The following is a 4,154-nucleotide window of genomic DNA, read 5'->3' as shown; positions in this document are numbered from 1 at the left end:
ACGAACTGCTGCGAGATTAAGGTTGCAGCAGTTCGTCTTACCGGGCATTTGAACAAATCGCTCGAATGCCCGGCCAAAACAGAACGGACCAGATCCACTTGCCTGACAAATCCCAGCTTTTCTGGTTGTTCTTCCGCTTCTCGGGCCGCGTGAACCGCGCGGTCTATTTGCTCGGTTTTTTGTTCATGCTGGTGGCGATGTCTTTCCCGCTCTACCAGTTCATGCGCGTGCACCCGGAAAGCGGGGCCGCGCAAATCTGGTCGATGCTGTTTGGCCTGACCTTCCTGGTGTTTTTGTGGGCGCATATCGCCTTCAGCGTCAAACGCCTGCATGATTTCGACAAGCCCGGCCTTTATGCGGTCGCCTTATTCATCCCGGTGATCTCGATCTTCGCCTTCATCGCGCTGTGCTTTTTTCCGGGCACGCCGGGTCCGAATCAGTTCGGATACGAGACCAACGCGCCGCGATAGCGGCTGACAGCCAACTATTCGAAGCCCGAACGGTTGGCTGTGACGGCAAAAACCGCAGCGATGCTTTACTGAGCCTGGAATCGGCGTGCGCTGGAACAACCGAACGTCGTGACAGGACCGGGCGATTCGATTATCGCTGTCGTCATGAAGCTGCCCACAGACCCCGCCGAGAACCTTGCCGCCCTCATCCGCTGCCCGTCGGTCACGCCAGCCGAAGGTGGCGCGCTGACGGCTCTTGAAGCCATGCTGAAGCCGCTCGGCTTCGCGGTCGACCGCCCGACCTTCTCGGAGGACGGCACGCCCGACATCGAAAATCTCTATGCCCGGCGCTCGGGCAACGGCCCGCACCTGATGTTTGCCGGCCATACCGACGTCGTGCCGGTGGGGGACGAGGCGGCGTGGACACATCCGCCCTTCTCGGCTGACATCGTCAACGGTGAGATGTATGGCCGAGGTGCTGTCGACATGAAGGGCGGCATCGCCTGTTTCATCGCCGCTGTCGCCCGCCACGTCGAGGCACATGGCGGCCCCAAGGGGGCGGTTTCGCTGCTGATCACCGGCGACGAGGAAGGCCCCTCGATCAACGGTACGGTCAAGCTGCTCGAATGGGCCGCTTCGCGCGGCGAAAAATGGGACGCCTCGCTGGTTGGCGAGCCGACCAATCCCCACGCGCTTGGCGACATGATCAAGATCGGCCGCCGCGGCTCGCTGTCGGCCACGATCATCGTCCATGGCCGCCAGGGCCACGTCGCCTATCCGCATCTGGCCGACAATCCGGTGCGCGGACTGATGACACTGGTCGACGCGCTGCTCAACCCGGTCTTCGACAAGGGCACCAAGGATTTCCAGCCGTCCAATCTGGAAGTGACGACGATGGATGTCGGCAATGCCRCGACCAACGTCATCGCGGCCAAGGCGACGGCAACCTTCAACATCCGCTACAACGACAGCTGGACCGACGAGACGCTCCAGGCGGAGATCCACAACCGCCTGGACAAGGCGAGCGGGCGCAAGAAATACCGTCAGGGCCGCAAGGAGCCGATCGAGTTCGAACTCGTCTGGCGCGACCGGCCAAGCCACGTCTTCCTGACCCGCAACGACAAGCTGATCGACGCGCTGGCGGGTTCCATCAAGACGGTCACCGGCCGCGAGCCCAAGCTTTCGACCACCGGGGGCACGTCAGATGYACGCTTCATCAAGGACTACTGTCCGGTCGTCGAATTCGGACTGGTGGGCAAGACCATGCACATGGTCGACGAACGCGTGCCGCTTGCCGAACTGGAAATGCTGACACAGGTCTACCAGCAGTTCCTCGCAGACTGGTTCGGGTGACGAAAAGCCCTCATGCTGGCAACCAATGACATCGAGCAATATCTGTCGGGTGCCTGGAGGCTGATGCTGGGCAAGGCCGATGGCCTGCGCCAGCTCGATCTCAGCGCCGACGGCTTCTGGAACTCGTTCTTCGCCCTCTTGATAGCAGCGCCCGCGCTGATCGTCGGCTGGGTCGCCGTTTCCGATGAGCTTGCGCTGCAATCGGCATTCTCCGCCGGTCGCTTCGGCATCATCCTGCGGTTGGCGCTGGTCGATATCGGGGCCTGGATACTGCCGCTGATCGCCTTTGCGCTGGTGGCACCGCGGGCCGGCGTCGGCGACCGTTTCGTCCACTATGTCGTCGCCAGCAACTGGGCTTCGGCGATCATCGCATGGCTGATGTTGCCGACGGCGCTCTCGCGCATGCTGTTTCCGGCGGCGCAGAGCTTCACAACGCTGCTGTCGCTGGGGCTGTTTGCCCTGTCGATGGTGTTTACCTGGCGAATGACCAATGCCAGCATCGGCAAAGGTGCCGCTGTCGGGTCGGCGGTTTTTACCGCCATGTTCATGATGTCGCTGCTGGTGCTGTTTTCGCTACAGGCGATGTTCGGGATTTACGTGCCTCAGTAATCCACACCAGACAAGTAGAGCCCGTCGGGCGGCGCCACCTGGCCGCAGGCAGCGCGATTACGCGCATCGAGTGCTGCCTTGAGATGATCGGCCGTCCAGCCCCCCTCGCCGACCCGCTTCAGGCTGCCGACCATCGAGCGGACCTGGTTGTGCAGGAAAGAGCGCGCCGACGTCCTGACCTCGATCATCTCGCCCGTCCGTGTCACGTCGAGACGGTCGAGCGTCCTCAGCGGGCTGTTGGCCTGGCACTGGGTTGAACGGAAGGTGGTGAAATCGTGCCGGCCGAGCAGAAGCTTGGCAGCCTCCGCCATCGCCTCGTGGTCTAGGCGCTTGGGCACCCACCAGACCTTGCCGCGCTCAAGCGCAGCGGGGGCCCGGCGATTGAGGATACGGTAGATGTAGTGGCGCCCGGTGGCCGAGAAGCGGGCATCAAAATCGTCTGGCACCTGCTGTGCAGCAAGCACCGCCACGGTCTCGCCGGCCGCTTGCATATGCGCGTTGACCGCATCGCGCACCTTGTCGTTAGCCCACGCCTTGGTGAGGTCGGCATGAGCGACCTGGGCGGTCGCATGCACGCCGGCGTCGGTGCGACCAGCGCCGCGCAGCGAGATCTCGTCGCCCGAAAACTTAAAGATTGCCTGCTCGATGGCGGCCTGCACCGTATGCAGGCCGGCCTGCCGCTGCCAACCGGCATAGGCGCGACCGTCATACTCGATATCCAGGCGATAGCGCGGCATTTGCTGGGAAAACTCCGGCCGCTTTAGGCGGCCAGAGCCGTACCGAAGGCCGAGGCGTAGACCAGCTTGCCGGTCTCGGGCGCATCGCCCCAGGCCAGCGCCTGCAGCGCGTCGCACTGATAGTCGCTTTCGAACTTCGCAGCACGTTCATGGGTGTAGCCGAAGCGGCCGTAGTAGGCAGGATCGCCAAGCACCACGGCCAGCATCTCGCCGGCATCCTTGAGGCGGATATGGGCCTCGCGGATCAACGCGCCACCGATGCCGCTGCCGTGGAAATCGGGTTCGACCGCCAGAGGCGCAAGTGCGACCGCCGGAACGGTGCTGCCGCCGTTCTGCACATAGAGGCGCGAAAACAGGATGTGGCCGACCACATCGCCATCTTCCTCGGCGACCAGTTCGACGATCACATCGCCCTGGGAAACCAGCGCATCGACCAGACCGGCCTCGGCCTGCTGGCCGAAGGCATGTTCTTCAACGAGGCGGATCGCCTCACGGTCGCGCGGCGTTGCCGCCCGAATCGACATCATGCTCATGACAACTTCATTCCTTTTTCGATCTTGGCACCGCGCAGGAATTCATCCGCGGTGACGGGTTTTCCTCCCGCCTTTTGCACCTCGACCAATCCAACGGCACCTTCGCCGCAGGCAATCTCCAACCGGTCGTTGAGAACCGTTCCCGGCTCTCCTTGTCCAGCGGCACGTTGCGAGCGCAAAACTTTCAGGCGCTCTGTTCGTCCGCCGATTCCGAATTCGCACCAGGCGCCGGGAAACGGCGACAGGCCACGGATATTGTTGTCGACCGCCGTCGCCGGCAAGGTCCAATCGATCCGCGTCTCCGCCTTATCGATTTTTTTGGCGTAGGTCACGCCTTCGCTGGCCTGGGGCACCGTTTCCAGCCTGCCCGCTTCGAGTTCCGCCAGCGCTTCTACCATGAGCGAGGCACCCACCGCCATCAGACGATCGTGCAACTCGCCAGCTGTCATGTCGGGTCCAATCGCGACTTTTTC

General features: G+C 62.9%; 6 protein-coding genes. 3 read left to right on the top strand and 3 right to left on the bottom strand.

The window, feature by feature from the left end:
• The first annotated feature begins 98 nt into the window (after positions 1–98).
• The 3 genes from AC1DUU_RS25025 to AC1DUU_RS25015 all read left to right on the top strand — a co-directional run bounded on the left by AC1DUU_RS25025 (position 99) and on the right by AC1DUU_RS25015 (position 2,411).
• The gene (locus tag AC1DUU_RS25025) at positions 99–470 is read left to right on the top strand and encodes a DUF805 domain-containing protein (protein WP_476786072.1); all 372 of its coding nucleotides are present in this window, start codon (positions 99–101) and stop codon (positions 468–470) included.
• 144 nt (positions 471–614) lie between these two features.
• Positions 615–1,802, top strand: coding sequence for a succinyl-diaminopimelate desuccinylase (gene dapE, locus AC1DUU_RS25020; RefSeq protein WP_476786071.1), 1,188 nt, complete (start codon positions 615–617; stop codon positions 1,800–1,802).
• Positions 1,803–1,814: 12 nt separating this feature from the next.
• A complete protein-coding gene (locus AC1DUU_RS25015; protein ID WP_476786070.1) occupies positions 1,815–2,411 on the top strand; it encodes a transporter in 597 nt (198 codons plus the stop codon).
• Here the strand turns inward: AC1DUU_RS25015 and truA are convergent.
• The 3 genes from truA to AC1DUU_RS25000 form a co-directional block, all read right to left on the bottom strand.
• On the bottom strand, positions 2,405–3,148 hold the full coding sequence (truA, locus tag AC1DUU_RS25010; RefSeq protein WP_476786069.1) for a tRNA pseudouridine(38-40) synthase TruA: 744 nt from the start codon (positions 3,146–3,148) through the stop codon (positions 2,405–2,407). The two genes, AC1DUU_RS25015 and truA, sit on opposite strands and share 7 nt — an antisense overlap.
• A gap of 23 nt (positions 3,149–3,171) precedes the next feature.
• Positions 3,172–3,681, bottom strand: coding sequence for a GNAT family N-acetyltransferase (locus tag AC1DUU_RS25005; RefSeq protein ID WP_476786068.1), 510 nt, complete (start codon positions 3,679–3,681; stop codon positions 3,172–3,174).
• A partial coding sequence (locus AC1DUU_RS25000) for a methionyl-tRNA formyltransferase (RefSeq protein WP_476786067.1) occupies positions 3,678–4,154 on the bottom strand: 477 nt, incomplete at its 5' end. The genes AC1DUU_RS25000 and AC1DUU_RS25005, both read right to left, overlap by 4 nt.

Source organism: Aminobacter sp. P4_H6_2, assembly GCF_056400805.1.
The sequence above is the reverse complement of the archived record's forward strand: the minus strand, read 5'-3'. Positions and strand labels throughout refer to the sequence as shown.